The 17339-nt window shown below is 44.3% G+C and carries 17 protein-coding genes; 10 read left to right on the forward strand and 7 right to left on the reverse strand.

All coding sequences use genetic code 11. The features are described 5' to 3' along the window. Positions 1 to 178: 178 nt before the first annotated feature. The 5 genes from ruvB to aspS form a co-directional block, all read right to left on the reverse strand. Positions 179 to 1192 carry a Holliday junction branch migration DNA helicase RuvB gene (gene ruvB / locus HC752_RS13075; protein ID WP_190335614.1) on the reverse strand — a complete coding sequence of 338 codons (1014 nt, stop codon included), beginning with the start codon at positions 1190 to 1192 and terminating at the stop codon, positions 179 to 181. A gap of 21 nt (positions 1193 to 1213) precedes the next feature. Continuing rightward, positions 1214 to 1831: a Holliday junction branch migration protein RuvA gene (gene ruvA / locus HC752_RS13080; RefSeq protein ID WP_190335615.1), complete on the reverse strand. Its 618-nt coding sequence runs from the start codon at positions 1829 to 1831 to the stop codon at positions 1214 to 1216. A gap of 84 nt (positions 1832 to 1915) precedes the next feature. Continuing rightward, positions 1916 to 2437, reverse strand: a complete 522-nt coding sequence (gene ruvC, locus HC752_RS13085; RefSeq protein WP_190335616.1) for a crossover junction endodeoxyribonuclease RuvC — start codon at positions 2435 to 2437, stop codon at positions 1916 to 1918. A gap of 158 nt (positions 2438 to 2595) precedes the next feature. Then, positions 2596 to 3339 (reverse strand): YebC/PmpR family DNA-binding transcriptional regulator, encoded by a 744-nt coding sequence (locus HC752_RS13090; protein WP_190335617.1) that lies wholly within the window; start codon positions 3337 to 3339, stop codon positions 2596 to 2598. 139 nt (positions 3340 to 3478) lie between these two features. Further along, a complete protein-coding gene (gene aspS / locus HC752_RS13095) occupies positions 3479 to 5257 on the reverse strand; it encodes an aspartate--tRNA ligase (protein ID WP_190335618.1) in 1779 nt (592 codons plus the stop codon). Positions 5258 to 5537: 280 nt separating this feature from the next. Here aspS and HC752_RS13100 point away from each other — a divergent pair, with 280 nt between their 5' ends. From HC752_RS13100 to HC752_RS13125, 6 genes are all read left to right on the forward strand, one after another. Beyond that, positions 5538 to 6404, forward strand: coding sequence for a DUF72 domain-containing protein (locus HC752_RS13100; protein ID WP_190335619.1), 867 nt, complete (start codon positions 5538 to 5540; stop codon positions 6402 to 6404). 118 nt (positions 6405 to 6522) lie between these two features. After that, positions 6523 to 7251 (forward strand): carboxy-S-adenosyl-L-methionine synthase CmoA, encoded by a 729-nt coding sequence (gene cmoA / locus HC752_RS13105; RefSeq protein WP_190335620.1) that lies wholly within the window; start codon positions 6523 to 6525, stop codon positions 7249 to 7251. A gap of 46 nt (positions 7252 to 7297) precedes the next feature. Beyond that, positions 7298 to 8269, forward strand: coding sequence for a tRNA 5-methoxyuridine(34)/uridine 5-oxyacetic acid(34) synthase CmoB (gene cmoB / locus HC752_RS13110; RefSeq protein ID WP_190335621.1), 972 nt, complete (start codon positions 7298 to 7300; stop codon positions 8267 to 8269). Positions 8270 to 8418: 149 nt separating this feature from the next. After that, the gene (locus HC752_RS13115) at positions 8419 to 9165 is read left to right on the forward strand and encodes an ATP-dependent zinc protease family protein (protein ID WP_190335622.1); all 747 of its coding nucleotides are present in this window, start codon (positions 8419 to 8421) and stop codon (positions 9163 to 9165) included. 19 nt (positions 9166 to 9184) lie between these two features. Continuing rightward, positions 9185 to 10693 (forward strand): inactive transglutaminase family protein, encoded by a 1509-nt coding sequence (locus HC752_RS13120; protein WP_190335623.1) that lies wholly within the window; start codon positions 9185 to 9187, stop codon positions 10691 to 10693. Positions 10694 to 10697: 4 nt separating this feature from the next. Then, the gene (locus tag HC752_RS13125) at positions 10698 to 11660 is read left to right on the forward strand and encodes an alpha-L-glutamate ligase-like protein (protein ID WP_190335624.1); all 963 of its coding nucleotides are present in this window, start codon (positions 10698 to 10700) and stop codon (positions 11658 to 11660) included. A gap of 96 nt (positions 11661 to 11756) precedes the next feature. On the opposite strand, the gene HC752_RS13130 is transcribed toward HC752_RS13125, so the two are convergent. Together HC752_RS13130 and cysS are read right to left on the reverse strand one after the other, a co-directional pair. Further along, positions 11757 to 12335, reverse strand: coding sequence for a thymidine kinase (locus HC752_RS13130; RefSeq protein ID WP_190335625.1), 579 nt, complete (start codon positions 12333 to 12335; stop codon positions 11757 to 11759). A 69-nt stretch (positions 12336 to 12404) separates the two neighbouring features. Then, positions 12405 to 13790, reverse strand: a complete 1386-nt coding sequence (gene cysS / locus HC752_RS13135; protein ID WP_190335626.1) for a cysteine--tRNA ligase — start codon at positions 13788 to 13790, stop codon at positions 12405 to 12407. 220 nt (positions 13791 to 14010) lie between these two features. Here cysS and HC752_RS13140 point away from each other — a divergent pair, with 220 nt between their 5' ends. The 4 genes from HC752_RS13140 to HC752_RS13155 all read left to right on the forward strand — a co-directional run bounded on the left by HC752_RS13140 (position 14011) and on the right by HC752_RS13155 (position 17260). Next, entirely contained in the window at positions 14011 to 14505 is a 495-nt protein-coding gene (locus HC752_RS13140; RefSeq protein WP_190335627.1) for a peptidylprolyl isomerase, read from the forward strand. Positions 14506 to 14543: 38 nt separating this feature from the next. Then, positions 14544 to 15269, forward strand: coding sequence for a UDP-2,3-diacylglucosamine diphosphatase (gene lpxH, locus HC752_RS13145; RefSeq protein WP_190335628.1), 726 nt, complete (start codon positions 14544 to 14546; stop codon positions 15267 to 15269). Positions 15270 to 15406: 137 nt separating this feature from the next. Continuing rightward, positions 15407 to 16618, forward strand: a complete 1212-nt coding sequence (locus tag HC752_RS13150) for an EAL and HDOD domain-containing protein (RefSeq protein ID WP_190335629.1) — start codon at positions 15407 to 15409, stop codon at positions 16616 to 16618. 138 nt (positions 16619 to 16756) lie between these two features. Further along, a complete protein-coding gene (locus tag HC752_RS13155) occupies positions 16757 to 17260 on the forward strand; it encodes a YchJ family protein (protein WP_190335630.1) in 504 nt (167 codons plus the stop codon). Positions 17261 to 17339: the final 79 nt, after the last annotated feature.

The raw sequence follows: 17339 nt of genomic DNA on the forward strand, positions 1-17339 counted from the left end.
ACATCACACTAACGGAACTTTTAGGGGGGATTACGTGCTAGACTCTTATTCCAAAATGTTCTGAAAAAAACTGCAAAAAAAATGTAGCACGTTAAGAAAGTTGGCTTTTAGATAGGAAGTTGGCGCCATCGCCAACTTTTTAATGAAAGATTTCTCAGTGTACAATGTTGCTATTTTGTTATTTTCCTGGGTCATCAAGCCCAAAATGTAAATATGCCCTGCTTGTTGCAATTCTACCTCTGGGTGTTCTTTGTAAATAGCCTTGTTGGATTAAGTAAGGCTCTATTACGTCTTCAATCGTGTCTTTTTCTTCACCAATGGCGGCAGCTAAGTTGTCCAAACCTACAGGTCCTCCGGTGAATTTTTCCATAATAGCCAGCAAAAGCTTACGATCCATATAGTCAAACCCTTGGCTATCCACATCGAGCATATTCAATGCTTTGTCAGCTATGTCGCTGCATATGTGTCCATCACCTTTTACTTCAGCATAATCACGCACACGCCTTAATAAACGATTTGCGATACGTGGCGTACCGCGTGCACGTATTGCGACTTCCAGTGCTCCTTCAGGCTCCATAGAGAGGTTTAAACACTTGGCACTACGCTGCACAATGTTTTTCAAATCTTTTACGTCGTAGTACTCCAACCTTTGCACGATACCAAAACGATCACGCAGTGGTGAAGTTAACGAACCCGCTCGTGTGGTAGCTCCTATCAAAGTAAAGGGAGGCAAATCAATTTTTATGGAACGAGCAGCAGGTCCCTCACCAATCATGATGTCTAACTGGTAATCCTCCATCGCTGGATACAACACTTCTTCAACGACAGGGCTCAATCGATGAATTTCATCAATAAAAAGTACATCATTTTCTTCAAGGTTTGTTAAAAGGGCGGCAAGATCGCCCGCTTTCTCTAACACTGGTCCTGATGTTGTACGAATATTCACGTTCATTTCATTGGCGACAATATTTGCCAAAGTCGTTTTACCTAACCCTGGCGGACCAAATATCAAAAGATGATCTAGCGCTTCACTTCTCTGTTGCGCTGCTTTGATAAAGATTTCCATTTGATCACGAACATGATCTTGACCTTGATAGTCTTCAAGTTTTTTGGGGCGTATCGCCCTATCAATGACATCTTCTTCTTTGAAAGTAGGGTTTTCCGGCGCAATTAAACGGTCTGCTTCGATCATAAGAGTCTACTATTTTGAAAGTTATACCATCGATTTTAAGGCGTCGCGAATAAGCTCTTCACTGCTCATACCCGCTTTGGCGATCTGAGAAACGACCTTAGAGGCCATTTGTGGTTTATAGCCCAGTGCCAGTAATGCACTGATGGCTTCCTCTTCTGCATTTTGCTCGTTACTTTGTGGCAGAGAATCTATAGGGGCCGCATCGGTAGCCGGTGTAAACAAGTCACCTGCCCCCCAACCTTTAAGCCTATCTTTCATTTCAACAACGAGACGCTCTGCGGTTTTTTTACCAACACCTGGCAGCTTAACCAAAGTGGAAATATCTTCACGCTCAACACAAGACACAAACTGGCTTGCTGTCATACCCGACAAGATCCCTAAACCCAGTTTAGGGCCGACACCATTGGCTTTGATCACTTCACGGAATAAAGCACGCTCTTTCACCGTATTAAATCCGTAAAGCAGTTGAGCGTCTTCTCGCACTACAAAATGAGTGTAGATGATGGCTTCTTCGCCCACATTGGGAAGTTCATAAAAACAGCTCATTGGCATTTGTATTTCATACCCTACGCCAGACACTTCTATCAAGAGTTCTGGTGGCTGTTTCTCTATCAAAATACCGCGAAGGCGTCCGATCACAATCTTGTCCTATGGAATAAAATTTAATGAAAATGATGATAATGGATTACTGGATGGATAGCCAGTTCAATCACTTTTTGAGAATTAGCGATATCGCCCTTTTTTAGCGCTGGTGGCTTTACCCGCAAGCGCCACCAGCGTTTTATTGGTATTCGCATGGCATATCGCCACACCCAACGCATCGGCAGCATCCGCTTGAGGTTTTGAGGACAGTTTCAGCATACTGGTCACCATATGCTGCACTTGAGATTTGTCCGCGCCACCCGTGCCCACAACCGCTTGCTTAATAAGCCGTGCGGCATATTCATAAACGGGCAAATCCGCATTCACCGCAGCCACAATCGCACTGCCTCTTGCTTGTCCAAGCTTCAGCGCCGAATCGGCATTCTTTGACATAAAGACTTGCTCAATCGCAAACACATCGGGCTGAAACTGAGTAATAATTTCAGTCACACCTGCGTAAATTTGTTTTAGCCTACTTGGCAAATCATCATGTGAGGTGCGAATACAACCACTTCCCAAATAGTGAAGATACCTGCCCTGCTGGCGGATCACACCGTAGCCAGTAATGCGAGATCCTGGATCAATACCAAGAATTATCGACATAAATGTTTCCCATATAAAAAGGACTGCCACGATATACTGTTTCGAATACAAGCGCTTTTTCTTTTGCAAATGCCTTTAAATTTGCAAATACCTTTAAATTTACAGTGTTGAACGCTTGCATATGCTTTTCCTTTAAGTACATCGCGCCTTTGTGAAGGTTAGAGCGCTGCTGCGACTTCATCCGAGATATCACCGTTATGATATACCTCTTGAACATCATCCAGATCTTCAAGCGCATCAATCAGTCGTAGAAGTTTTGGAGCGGTCTCTGCATCGAGATTGGCTTTGGTTGATGGAATTAACGATACTTCAGCGTTGGCGGCTTCATACCCCGCTGCATCTAACGCATCTTTTACATTACCAAAGTCAGCGGGATCCGTATAAACATCAATAGAACCGTCGGTACTGGTTTCAATGTCATCAGCCCCCCCTTCTAATGCCACTTCCATCACTTCGTCTTCGTTCAAACCCGGTGAGTAAGAAATGACACCTTTTTTGTTAAACAGATAATTCACACTGCCATCGGTTCCTAAATTGCCGCCCGATTTAGAGAATGCATGTCGCACGCCAGAAACGGTTCGATTGCGATTATCCGTAATACATTCGACCATTACCGCAGTACCACCTGGACCATAGCCTTCGTAGATGACGGTTTCCGCGTTATCGTCACCCTCACCACCAGCGCCTCGGCTAATAGCACGGTTCACCGTGTCTCTCGTCATGTTGTTCGATAAAGCTTTATCAATGGCTGCTCGAAGTCTTGGGTTATTGCCCGGCTCACCACCGCCTTCTTTTGCTGATACAATGATTTCTCGAATCAGTTTAGTAAATATTTTTCCTCGTTTGGCATCTTGCGCCGCTTTACGGTGACGAATGTTCGCCCATTTACTGTGACCAGCCATAATTCACCTTTTCTGTTAATTAAACACTCCGACACGACATTCTTAACACTGCACAAAAATCATCTGAGTATTCTTGAATATGTTTTCATTAAAACAAAAACTCCCGCAGGTGCGGGAGTTTTTGTTTATTTCTTTGTGCTTACTCGGCGTCTTTTTCTTTCGCTACCGTTACCGCAATCGCCAGCTCGTTCAATGCAGCTAGGTTCGCTAAACTCGGTGCGTCCGTGAGCAAACATGATGCCGCGGTGGTTTTAGGGAATGCAATCACGTCGCGGATATTTTCCGTTCCACATAAAAGCATAACCAAGCGATCCAAACCAAATGCCAAGCCTGCATGTGGAGGCGTACCAAATTTAAGCGCATCCAGCAAGAAACCAAACTTCAAACGTTGCTCGTCGGCATCAATACCTAAAATATCAAATACGGTCGCCTGCATTTCAGCATTGTGGATACGAACAGAACCGCCACCCACTTCGTAACCGTTAATCACCATATCGTACGCGTTTGAGTTTGCTGCTGCTGGGTTTGCTTTCAATTCTGGTGCGGTCACACCTAGCGGAGAAGTGAATGGGTGATGCATAGCATGCAGGTTACCTTCATCATCTTCTTCAAACATTGGGAAGTCGACAACCCACAGTGGTGCCCAAGCAGATTCATCGGTTAATTCTAAATCTTTGCCCAATTTCAAACGCAGTGCACCCATGGCTTCTGCAACCGTATTTGCTTTGTCTGCACCGAATAGGATGATGTCACCCGTTTCTGCGCCAGTACGCTCTAGAATACCACTGATGACTTCTTCGCTTAGGAACTTAGCCACTGGAGACTGAATGCCTTCCATACCGGCTGCGCGATCGTTCACTTTCATCCACGCCAAACCTTTCGCGCCGTAAATACCAACGAACTCACCGTAGCCATCAATTTGCTTGCGAGTCAGTTTCGCGCCACCCGGCACACGAATCACGGCTACACGACCTTTTTCATCGTTTGCTGGACCAGAGAAAACGTTGAAATCAACGTCTTTCACCAAATCCGCCACATCAACCAATTCAAGTGGATTTCGCAAATCGGGCTTATCAGAGCCGAAACGACGAATCGCTTCACTAAATGGCATGACTGGGAACACTCCCAAGTCAACGTTTAGTAGCTCTTGCCACATATCGCGAACCATTTTTTCTGCCGTTGCGCGAACTTCGTCTGCACTCATGAACGATGTTTCGATATCGATTTGGGTAAATTCGGGTTGACGGTCTGCACGCAAGTCTTCATCACGGAAACACTTAACGATTTGGTAGTAACGGTCAAAGCCCGACATCATCAGAAGTTGTTTGAATAACTGTGGAGACTGAGGAAGCGCGTAGAAGCTGCCTTTGTGAACACGGCTCGGAACTAAGTAGTCACGTGCACCTTCAGGTGTGGCTTTTGTCAGTACTGGCGTTTCGATATCTAGAAAGCCATTGTCATCTAAGAAACGGCGAACAAAGCTTGAGGCTTTCGCACGCAATTTAATGCGATCGCTCATTTCTGGGCGGCGAAGATCTAAATAGCGAAACTTCAAACGCTGCTCTTCAGAGTTATTCTGGTTGAAGTCCAATGGAAGCACGTCGCTGCGGTTGATGATTTCCAAGCCTTTCGCCAGAATCTCAACTTCGCCTGTCGCCATGTCTGTATTAATTTGGCTGTCTGGACGAGCGCGGACTTCACCCGTCAATTTGATGCAAAATTCATTACGCAACTGGTTAGCTACTTCGTAAGCATCTGCCATATCCGGGTCTACGACTACCTGAACTACACCTTCGCGATCTCGCATATCAATGAAGATAAGACCGCCTAAATCACGGCGACGGTTTACCCAGCCGCACAGCTCTACAGTTTGTCCTGCAAGGGACTTGTTCAGGTGACCACAATAATGGGTACGCATAATGAATTTCCCAATCTCTAATTAGTTATCAATTTCTAAGCTGCCGATGCGTGAAATTATCGACAGTGCAAAGTGCCATTTATACGCTGAAAGTCGGCGAAAATCGACCTCATCGAATACAATTTATTGCGATTTATCGAGTCTTGATGCCATTTTGCCAGTCAATTGACCAAATAAGCACCAAAACTAAGATTATGGGACGAGAGTATATATTGAATTTGCCTCTCGCTTCAAAAATCTCGTAATGTAGTGGCATTCACCATTATTTAGATGACGGAATATGCAGAACTTACCTCTTCGGCTCGGTCTGACCATGTGGTCTCACAGTGCATGGCAGGCAGGGTTTTATGGCAGTGGGACTCAGAATTCAGAAAGGTTGGAGAAATATGCTCAGGTATTTCATACGGTAGAGGGCAACACCACCTTTTACGCCACGCCTTCGGATTCCACCGTTCAAAATTGGAAAGCCGCTACCCACGATGATTTTCGATTTACTTTTAAGCTACCGAAAAGCATTACTCATGAACATAAACTCCGTGGTTGTGAACCGTTGCTAAAAGAGTTTATGAACGTAATGGAACCACTTCATCATCGAGTCGGTATGTGGACAATTCAGTTGCCCGCACAATTCGGTCCCAGAGACCTCCCTGCTCTGCGCTCTTTTTGCCGCCTGTTTCCCAAAGGTTTTCCTTTAGGGGTGGAAGTCCGCCATCTGGATTTTTTCAATAAAGGCAAAGAAGAACAGGAATTGAATCGTTGGCTGTATGAAGAAGGGATTAACCGAATCATTATGGATAGCCGCCCTGTCCACTCTGCGGCGCCAACCACCGATGCCGTCATTGATGCCCACAAGAAGAAACCCAAGGTGCCAGCCCATGCGGTATCTACCGCTTCTCACCCTATGATTCGCTTTATTGGTCATCCAGAATTAGAGGCTAACCTGCCTTTCTTTCAACCTTGGTTAACCAAGATTCCAAGTTGGATTGCCGAAGGGAAACAGCCTTATTTGATGGTTCATACCCCAGACAATACTGAAGCGCCAGAATTTGCTCGCACACTATATGGAATTTTGCAAAAACAGACGGATTTACCTGAGCTCGCCGCTTCACCTGCTTTTACTGAGAGCAAACAAATCAGTATGTTTTGATGTCTACCTGATCAGCAAGAAAACCCTTGGTGACAGATAAGCAAATATTCCTTAAAATACGCCCCTTTTTTAAGATCTGAATTCAGGTCGCGTTTTAGTCTACGATTGCGAGTTTGCCATGAGCCCAAAAGACACCATCTTTTCCGCCCCTATTGAAAAGATTGGAGATTTTACTTTCGATGCGAATGTTGCTGAAGTTTTCCCTGATATGATCCAACGATCCGTTCCTGGGTACAGCAACATCATCTCTGCGATTGGTATGCTCGCTGAACGTTTTGTCACACCTAATTCTAATATTTACGATTTGGGCTGTTCTTTAGGCGCCGCAACGCTCTCTATGCGACGTCACATTAAACAAGACGGTTGCAAAATTATTGCTGTAGACAACTCGCAAGCCATGGTGGAACGGTGCAAATTGCATGTGAACGCCTACCGCTCTGAAACGCCGGTAGAAGTAATGGAAGCCGACATTCGTCACATTGAAATCAGTAACGCATCCGTTGTCGTGTTAAATTTTACACTTCAGTTTTTATCGCCTGACGATCGCTTCATTCTACTTGAAAAAATACACGCAGGTTTAAAACCAGGTGGTATCCTGATTTTGTCTGAGAAGTACGTATTTGAAAATGACTCAGCGAATGAACTGTTGATTGATCTGCACCACGACTTTAAACGCGCTAATGGCTACAGCGAACTAGAAATCAGTCAAAAACGCAGTGCTATCGAAAATGTCATGCGCCCAGATTCCATACAAGCCCATAAAGAGCGATTCGAACAACTCGGATTTTCAAGTTATGAAGTGTGGTTCCAATGCTTCAACTTCGGTTCTATGTTCGCCGTAAAATAGCGAATACTCTTTATTCTTTTTTATTGAAAATTTTAACGACGAAACCATGTTCAATTTTGCTCACTTTTACCAACTTATTGCTCAAGACACTCGCCTTCAACCTTGGTTGAATATCCTACCTCAGCAGCTTACAGACTGGCAAAATGCAGAGCACGGGGATTTCGAGCGCTGGCTGAAAGCACTGAATAAAATTCAGGAAGGCAAACCGGATAATATCGACTTAAAAAATTCGGTAACGCTATCGAATAGCACCCCCTTAGCATCAGGCGAATTAAAAAAGCTAGAAAGCTTACTAAAAACATTTCACCCATGGCGTAAAGGGCCTTACCACCTCCATGATATTCATATCGATACGGAGTGGCGAAGTGACTGGAAATGGGATCGCGTGCTTCCTCATATCTCCCCTTTGAACAATCGTTCTGTTTTAGACGTCGGTTGCGGCAACGGTTATCACATGTGGCGAATGTTGGGCGAAGGCGCAAGATTGTGCGTGGGCATTGACCCATCGCATCTATTTCTGGTTCAGTTTGAAGCCGTGAGAAAACTCATGGGGGGCGATCAACGCGCTCACTTATTGCCTCTTGGTATCGAGCAGCTGCCTGAATTGCAAGCCTTTGACACGGTATTCAGCATGGGGGTTTTATACCATCGACGCTCTCCTCTTGATCATCTCATCCAATTGAAAAACCAACTGGTTTCTGGTGGCGAGCTGATTTTGGAAACGTTGGTGATTGAAGGTGATGAAAACGCGGTATTGGTGCCCGTTGACCGTTATGCCCAAATGCGTAATGTGTACTTTTTTCCTTCCGCCAAAGCGCTGAAAGTATGGCTAGAAAAATGTGGATTTGAAGATGTTCGCATCGTTGATGAGAACGTCACAACGACAGGAGAACAACGCACAACAGATTGGATGACGCACAATTCCTTACCTGACTATCTCGACCCTGAAGATCCCAGCAAAACCGTGGAAGGTCACCCAGCGCCAAGGCGTGCTGTTCTGGTTGCTCGAAACCCCTGAGCTCCCAAATCTTGTGTTTTGAGGTGAAGATCTCAAAAAAACGCCTTAAGCTCTGACAACAGATTAACATTAGGATGCTTCACGCATCCTTTTTAATAATATACACTTTGCCTCACTTCCCGCTTTCAACCCGCAATAATAGGTCAATAATGCTTAAGAAGGTCGCCGCCTTAGCTGTTATTACAGCGCTTTCCGGATGCTCGCTGATCGATGGCGATAAATACAGTCAGTCTACTCAAGCTGCCATCCAACAATCTGAAACAAACCTGACCAATCAGCTTCACTCTTACTCAGCTCAAATTGACAAGCAAAACGATCAAATTAACTACTTAAGTATAGAGCTGTCGAATTTAAACAACGAAATATCCAAACTCAGACAAGAGCAAGCCGCCCAGTTCAAGAAACTAAGAGCAAAGAAAGCCGTGATTGAGCCGCCAAAGCACACAAGCCCCGTTGTGGAGCCGTCTCGTACCCTCATTCTTGGTGGCATTGAGAAGGTCAAAATCGACACCATTAAACAACAGTTTGATGCACGTGTTGATACAGGAGCAGCCACGTCTTCCATCAATGCTGTCGATATCCAAGAGTTTGAACGCAACGGCAATACATGGATTAAATTCCATATCAGCGATGGTAAAACGGCAAAAGAAGATCAACTTTGGATTGAATCCCCCGTCATTCGCTATGTCAAAATTCGGCAATCCACCAGCGAAGAAACGGAGCGCCGACCAGTGGTAGAACTTTGGGTGCAAGTGGGTAACATTCATGAAAAAGCGCAATTTACTTTGGCCGACCGCTCTCAAATGAGTCACGCTATCTTGTTAGGTCGTGAGTTTATTCAAGACATCGCTCTTGTGGATGTCAGCAAATCTTATCTGCAATCTGAAAACAAATAATCGCTAAGGAACGAGTACCATGACGTCTAAAGTGCCCTTTTACCTCGCGGTAGCCCTTCTCATTATTGCAGGGATTGCACTCAGTATTCTTCGCCATACCGATTATGGTGTCCCTTGGACACCGGGCGAAACGAGGCAAGTATGGGATGTGGAAGCCCGGGTCGAATTCACCGCAAATGGCAAATCAGTGAAAGCTTCTCTTGCCGCGCCTGGCACTCAAAGTGGCTTCACTTTGATCAATGAAAGTACGTCTTCACCCGGCTATGGCGTGGCCTACGTCAATACAGATGTTAGTCGTAGAGCAGAGTGGAGTATTCGAAGCGCAACTGGACCACAAGTTATCTACTACAAAGCACAATTTCTTGTTGATGAACAAGCAAAAGCCGCCGTCGTTCCTCCTTCTGATAAACCCATTGCAAAGCCTATTTTCGATGGACCACAAGATGCAGCCGCTCAGTCTTTGCTCCGGCAAGCGACAAATCGTAGTGCTGATAATGCAACGCTAACCCGTGAATTGATCAAACAGCTCAACGACAGTGACAACCAAAACGCGGCTTTATTGTTAAACACAAAAGACACCGTCAGCACCATGTCTAAGCTACTCAGTTACGCGGCTATCCCAAATAAAGTGGTGGGTGTCATCCAACTTGAAGATGGGCGACGCCGTCAAAACATCGTTCCTATGATTGAAGTATGGGATGGAAATAAGTGGGAGTTGTTCGATGCCAATACTGGGATTCAAGGAAAGCAAAGCCACTGGCTTGTGTGGGACGATTCTAATATTTCCCTTCTTGATCTGATTGGTGGGAAGAACAGCCAAGTCTTGTTTTCGATGATTGCTCAAGAAGTCACGCCTCAGCAAGCAACCAGTAAGAAAGTAGAAGCTGACAGCTTATTGAATTTCTCTATTCATAGTTTACCCATTGCAGAGCAGTCGATGTTTAAAACCATCATGCTTATCCCGATTGGTGCATTGATCGTTGTATTTCTGCGCGTCATTGTGGGTTTGAAAACGTCTGGAACCTTTATGCCTGTACTCATCGCGGTGGCGTTTGTACAGACACAGCTCCTCACGGGTATTGTTGGTTTCTTGCTGATTGTTGGAACGGGTTTGGTTATCCGCGGGTATCTTTCAAAGCTTAACTTACTGTTGGTCGCTCGGATCTCTGCCGTCATTATCACCGTCATCTTGATCATTTCTATCTTTACGATTGTGTCGTTCAATATCGGGTTGAATGAAGGGCTCACCATTACCTTCTTCCCTATGATCATCCTTTCTTGGACGATAGAAAGAATGTCGATTCTTTGGGAAGAAGAAGGCGGGAAAGAGGTCTTTATCCAAGGGGGTGGGTCTCTTCTCACTGCGGTATTGGTCTACCTTGCTATGACCAACTCATTTGTTCAGCACCTGACGTTCAACTTTATTGGGCTTCAGCTCATCGTTCTTGCTCTAATTTTGTTACTTGGTACCTATACAGGTTACCGCTTGACCGAACTTAGACGCTTTAAGCCACTAGCCGAGGACTAAAGCCATGTGGAGTAAGTTCACCTCCCCCTTTAAGCTGAAAAGCAAAGGGATAATGGGAATGAATCAGCGTAATCATAGCTATATCGGACGGTACAACGATCGTTCAAAGTATCCGTTGGTTGACGATAAACTGAAAACAAAAATCATCGCAGAACGCGCTGGTGCCGCAGTACCAAAGTTAATTGGTGTTATCAGTCATCAGGCGGAAGTAAAGTCTATTCACAAAATGGTAAAAGGCTGGCCTGGGTTTGTCATTAAACCCGCGCAAGGCAGCGGCGGAAAAGGCATTTTGGTGATCACTTCCCACAAAGATGGGGAGTACATTAAACCGTCAGGTTCCGCCATCAATAAAGAAGACGTCGAGCGCCATATCAGTAACGCCCTCGCGGGTTTGTTTTCTCTTGGTGGTAAAAATGATGTTGCGGTAGTGGAAAACCTCATTAAGTTTGACGATTGCTTTGAAGGTTTCAGTTACGAAGGCGTACCCGACGTCCGTATTATTGTGTTCAAAGGCTACCCAGTGATGGCCATGATGCGATTATCAACGTCCGATTCCGACGGAAAAGCGAACTTACACCAAGGTGCGGTCGGCGTAGGCATTGATATTGCGACAGGAAAAGCAATACGGGCAGTACAATTTGACCAGCCGATCCAAGTGCACCCAGATACAGGGAAAGATCTTTCTCTGCTGCAAGTTCCTCATTGGGAGCGTTTGCTGGTATTAGCGTCCAGCGCGTGGGAAATGACTGGGTTGGGTTACATGGGCACTGATATGGTGTTGGACAGAGAAGAAGGTCCTATGGTGTTGGAGTTGAATGCTCGACCTGGATTGGCAATACAAATTGCCAATGGCTGTGGTCTTTTACCACGCCTTCGCCATATTGAAAGCTTGGGGGAACCGGCTGAATACCCTAAGCCTGAAGAGCGAGTTGCCTATGCGGCGAAGACTTTTGGTTCGCAAAGATAACGTAAAGTTAACCTGTATTGGTGCAGCTAACTACCGATACCTCATAACCTAAAAGAGCCCCCTTCTGGTGCTCTTTTGGTCTTTATTCGTTGTTCTTTATTTTCCTAGCGCTTCTTTATAGTGCTTACGGCAAACAGAGACATACCGCTCATTTCCACCAATAGCCACTTGATCGCCTTCAGCGATGGCGTTGCCTTGCTCATCCGTTCGTATAACCATGTTGGCTTTTCTTCCACAATGGCAAATGGTTTTCAACTCGACCAGCTTGTCTGCCCATGAAAGTAAGTAGCGACTCCCTTCAAATAACTCACCCAGAAAATCGGTCCGCAAGCCATAACATAAGACAGGTATGCCTAACTTATCGACGACTTCTGTTAATTGATACACTTGATCACGTGAAAGAAACTGACACTCATCAACCAGAATACAATGGCGTTTTTTCTCTGCATTATGTTGTGAGATTTCTGTGTAGAGATCGGTTTCCTCATTAAACAATTGAGCTGCTGATTGCAGACCAATTCTGGAACTGACTTTACCCGTCCCGTAACGATCATCGAGTGCCGCAGTGTAAATCAAAGGATTCATACCACGCTCTTGATAATTAAATGAAGATTGAAGAAGCGTTGTCGATTTACCCGCGTTCATCGCCGAGTAATAGAAATACATTTGAGCCACAGAAGGTTTCCAAAATTATAAATCAGAAAAAAGGGCTGAAACCTCAGCCCTTTATAAAATCGTTACTATTTATTTACGACGCCAGATTGTCCCTTCAGGACCATCTTCAAGTACGATGCCCATGTCAGTCAACTTGTCACGTGCCATATCCGCGTTCGCCCAATCTTTTGCCGCTCGCGAGTCGTTACGAAGCTTAATCAGTGCCTCGATTTCAGCAACTTCATCATCATTGCCCGACGCCGCACCTTGTAAGAACGCTTCTGGCTCTTGATGAAGAATCCCAATCACATCGGCTAATTCACGCAGCAGTGCACCCAGTGCAGAGGCTTTTTCTAAATTTTCACCTTTAAGGCGGTTTACTTCACGTGCCATATCAAACAACACAGAATACGCTTCAGGCGTATTGAAATCATCATTCATAGACTCAGTAAAGCGAGTCACATACTCTTCACCACCTGCTGGAGACGCCGTTAAATCCAAACCACGAAGAGACGTATACAGACGCTCAAGAGAAGCACGAGCTTGGTTTAGGTTTTCTTCGCTGTAGTTTAGCTGGCTACGATAATGACCAGACATTAAGAAATAGCGAACCGTTTCCGCATCATAATGAGTCAAAACATCGCGAATGGTAAAAAAGTTGCCTAGTGACTTAGACATTTTTTCGCGATCGACCATCACCATACCGCTGTGCATCCAAGTGTTGACATACTGAGTATCATGAGCACAGCATGATTGTGCAATTTCATTTTCATGGTGCGGGAATTGCAAATCTGAACCACCACCATGAATATCAAAATGATCGCCTAGAATAGAAGAGTTCATTGCAGAACATTCGATGTGCCACCCCGGACGACCTGGCCCCCAAGGCGATTCCCACGTTGGTTCACCCGGTTTGGACATTTTCCAAAGTACAAAATCTAATGGGCTGCGTTTTGCCAGCTCAATATCAACACGGGCACCCGCTTGAAGTTGATCCAAATCCTGACGAGACAGTTTTCCGTATTCATCGTATTTCTTCACTTCAAACATAACATCACCGTTATCGGCAACATACGCAAAGCCACGCTCTATTAAGGTTTCGACTAATTCAATGATTTCTTGAATAAACTGAGTGGCTCTTGGCTCAACATCTGGGCGCTTCATATTCAATGCATCAAAGTCGGCGTGCATATCACCGATTAAGCGCTCAGTTAAGGCATCGCATGTCTCACCATTCTCTGCCGCTCGTTTGATGATTTTGTCATCAATATCGGTGATATTGCGAACAAACGTCAAATCGTAGCCAAGGTAACGAAGATAGCGTGAAACAACATCAAAGGAAACGAACGTACGACCATGCCCGATATGACAGAGATCATAGATAGTTACTCCACAAACATACATGCCAACTTTTCCAGCATGAATGGGTTTAAATTCCTCTTTTTGTCGTGTGAGTGAGTTGAATATCTTTAACATGATCTCTATTTATCAATTGGTGGTTTTTAGGACGCATGAGTATAACAAGACAGCTGAAGTTAAGTAATAGCTCAATTTCAGAAATCACCTTTGAAAATGTTATTTCGCTCTAATCGAACAAGTTTTACTCATGCTACGTTCCTTAGTGTACCGCTTGTGTAAATTTGAAGTTACGCTAGAATTCGGTATCCATTCCAATTAATTTTTAAAGGAAGCTATCATGATCACCCTTCACACCAACTTTGGTGACATCAAGATCCAATTAAATGATGAAAAAGCACCAGAAACCAGTGCTAACTTTTTACAGTACTGCCGTGATGGTTTTTATGACAACACTCTTTTCCACCGCGTTATTGATGGATTCATGATCCAAGGCGGCGGCATGACTTCAGGTTTGCGTGAGAAAGAATCCCGCGCGCCAATCAAAAATGAAGCGAACAATGGTTTGAGCAACAAAGTGGGCACACTTGCCATGGCTCGTACTATGGAACCGCATTCGGCGAGCTCTCAATTCTTCATCAACGTTAACGACAATACCTTCCTTGATTTTAAATCGGAAAGCCTAGACGGCTGGGGTTACTGTGTATTTGGTGAAGTTATCGACGGAATGGACGTTGTAAACAAAATTAAAGACGTTGCGACTGGTTCAATGGGAATGCACCAAGACGTTCCTCTTGAGGAAGTGCTTATCACTGGCACAACCATCGAAGAATAATCAATCAAGGGAGCTTCTCGCTCCCTTTTCTAAGGCTTATGACCACTCTTTTTATTTCCGATCTGCATTTATCTCCTGCTCATCCTGAAATTACAGAAGGCTTTTTTTATTTCCTTGAGCATCACGCAGCGAAAGCTGAAAAGCTGTATGTATTAGGTGACCTGTTTGATTTCTGGATAGGTGATGATGATAACTCCCCTTTTAGCCGATCTATTGTAAACGCCTTCAAATCGCTCACTGATTCTGGCGTGCGTTGTTATTTCATTCACGGAAACCGCGATTTTCTAATCAGTCACCGTTTCAGTAAAGAGAGCGGTGTTGAGCTTTTGCCTGAAGAAGTAAAAATAGACCTTTATGGAACACCGACACTGCTTCTTCATGGCGATACATTGTGCCTTGACGATGTTAAGTACCAAGAATTTAGAAAAACCGTTCACCAACGATGGCTGCAAAAATGGTTCTTGTGTGTACCACTGTTCCTGCGAAAGAAAATCGTCAAGAATATTCAAAATAAAACCCGAAGCAACAAGAAAGCAAAAGCTTTGGAGATCATGGATGTTACAGAGCCTGAAGTGAAACGAATCATGGATTTGCATGGTGTTTCTCTGATGATTCATGGACACACGCATAGGCCGGATGAACACCATGTTGAGCTCATGAATACCCATGGTAAAAGAGTGGTATTGGGAGATTGGTATAAGGAAGGCTACGTATTAGCCTATAATGAAACTGGGGGTAAACGAATTACTTTTCCACTTAAATAATTCCTTTTCCACTTAAATAGATAAAGCACCCCATCTAACGTAACACAGTGTAACGGGCGATTGAGCTAGATATAGATAAATCTTTTCGTCTGATTACTATGCAGCACCACTCCAATAACTAGACGCGAGCAATACCATTGAAATACTCTTATGTTGCGCGACAACCCATATTTGACCTTGCTCTCCAGACTATGGGTTATGAGCTGCTATTTCGTGATGGTCCGAATAATACGTTTCCAGACATTGAACCCGAACTGGCAACAAAGCGGTTATTCAGCGATCAGTTTTTGAGCCCAAATCAAAACAATTTGGGTTCAAAAAAAGGGTTTGTCAATTTCCCTTATGACAGTTTGATCAATCAAATACCTGCTCTGTTTCCACGTAACTCGATTATTATTGAAGTACTGGAAAACTGTGAACCGACAGATGAGCTTTATAAAGCGCTTGAAGACTTATACTTACTTGGCTACAAGATAGCTCTGGATGACTTTATTCCAAGCCCAGAATGGAAGCGTTTCTTGCCTTTGATATGTATCATCAAATTTGATATTCGCACAGTCCCTATCAGCAAAGCAGCCTACTTCATTTCAAAACTTAAGAGCACAAATATCCAATTTTTGGCAGAGAAAGTAGAAACGTATGAAGAGTTCCAACAAGCAAAAGAGGCTGGGTTTACTTTATTCCAAGGGTACTTTTTTGCTAAACCTGAAATGATACAGCATCGTGCTATTGAGCCTTCACTGCTCACTGTTGTTCAGTTGTGCAAAGAAATCTCTAGCAACCAAATCAATTATGACGAGATTGAACGCTTGGTCGCAACGGATGTCTCTCTCTCGTACAAGCTTCTACGTTATGTCAACTCCTCTTCTAGTATTTCGAATGAAATCAAGTCATTCAAACAAGCTCTGGTTTATTTGGGTGAAAATAAACTAAGGAAATTTGTCTCTTTGGTTGCCGTTTCAATCACGAATGAAGGTAAGCCCAGTACGCTTTATACCTTGTCGATAACCCGAGCTAGGTTCTGCGAATTGTTGGCATCTCACTGCCAAAATAAGACGAATAAAGGTCTCGCTTTTCTCACTGGCATGTTGTCTTTGCTGGATTCTTTATTAGATCAACCCATGGAAGAAATTCTCCAATCCATACCTGTTGATAACAAGGTTAAAGATGCTCTGCTAAACCAAAGCGGTGTGTTGGGAGACATTTACTCACTGGTTAAAGCCTTTGAACGTGCTGATTGGGAAACGGCTATATCCAAGCGAGGCGTTCTTGAATTAAGTGAGGGTTGTGTTGCTGATTGTTACCGCGAAGCGATCAGTTGGTCACAAGAGTTAATGGATGTAGATTAACGTCTGTTTGCCTCTTATTGCTCTCTACCTTTCACTTTTAAAGCGTGGTAGCCTCCTACCCTGAAATAAATTTAAACTCAGGCTAAATTGAAGACACACTTTGGTTTAGCTTACGATGCTTTGTCTGGTAGAAATTCTATGTCTCATTGCCCATGTGGAAACCCCCAACCTTATCAAGATTGCTGTGAAATCGTGCACTTAAATCACGCTGCTGCTGCTCAGCCCGAGATGTTGATGCGTGCTCGCTATAGCGCACACGTTAAAGGACTGGTGGACTTCGTTGTTAACACCTACCATCCATCAAAAAAGGCCAATGAGCAAAGGGAAGACATTGCCAGATCCGTGAACAGCGACTGGTGTAAACTAGATGTGATCAACACCGAAAGCGGAAGCCATGCCGATGAAGGTTATGTTGAGTTTAAAGCCTACTTCAATGAGGATAACAAGCAGTATTGCTTAGGGGAGCGATCTCGATTCCTGCGGGAAAATGGCGTGTGGTATTACATTGATGGGATCTTTCCAGAAGAAACACAACCCATGGAAGATCCTAGGCTAAGTCAGCCAGTGACCAACTTGAAAGTTGGACGAAACGACCCATGCATTTGTGGCAGTGGTAAAAAATTCAAAAAATGTTGCGGCTAGCTAACACGGTACAGTAGACAAAAAACAAGGATGAAAGAAGCCTCTGAATGAAGAGGCTTCTATAAACAGTAAATTAAAA

The sequence above is a fragment of the Vibrio sp. S9_S30 genome (assembly GCF_014694455.1).
GTDB lineage: Bacteria > Pseudomonadota > Gammaproteobacteria > Enterobacterales > Vibrionaceae > Vibrio.